Genomic DNA, 441 nt, shown 5'->3' on the forward strand with positions numbered 1-441 from the left:
CCATGTTCGCCTTTGGCAACAGCTGGCTTGGTCATGCGAGCTTCCCGTACGGCGGCGGCTATTGCAACCGATCGCTCTGAAGCTGTCCGCAGCCGCTCGTCGCTAGCCACCGCGCCCGCGCCAGGTGGGATGTCCAAGCCCGACGTGCCCGTTCCGGCTGGCGCTCTGCGTCAATGTTCAAGATGGCTCGTGCCACCTTGCGCCAGTCGAGGCCCATCGCCTCCGACATCAGCAGGACGGCGTAAGTCTGAAAGTGCGCCACGTCGTAAGGCGTGACCTCGGCCAACTCGGGTGTTTCATTATCGATCCAGGCCTCCTCCTCCTTTGGGGGCGCGTCGATGTAGCGGCCAATCGAGGCCAGGTGCGCCGCAATCTGGTAACGCAGGTGATCGCGGCTCCCGTAGCGCGCATCGATTTCGCCGAGCTTCTTGTACAATCCCC

1 protein-coding gene is annotated in these 441 nt (G+C 63.5%); it reads right to left on the bottom strand.

The window, feature by feature from the left end:
* Positions 1–58 precede the first annotated feature (58 nt).
* Positions 59–441, bottom strand: a 383-nt coding sequence (locus EH240_RS37545) for a hypothetical protein (RefSeq protein WP_342634132.1), incomplete at its 5' end; no start/stop codon positions are given.

Origin of the sequence: Mesorhizobium tamadayense, assembly GCF_003863365.1 — a bacterium.
Taxonomy (GTDB): domain Bacteria; phylum Pseudomonadota; class Alphaproteobacteria; order Rhizobiales; family Rhizobiaceae; genus Mesorhizobium; species Mesorhizobium tamadayense.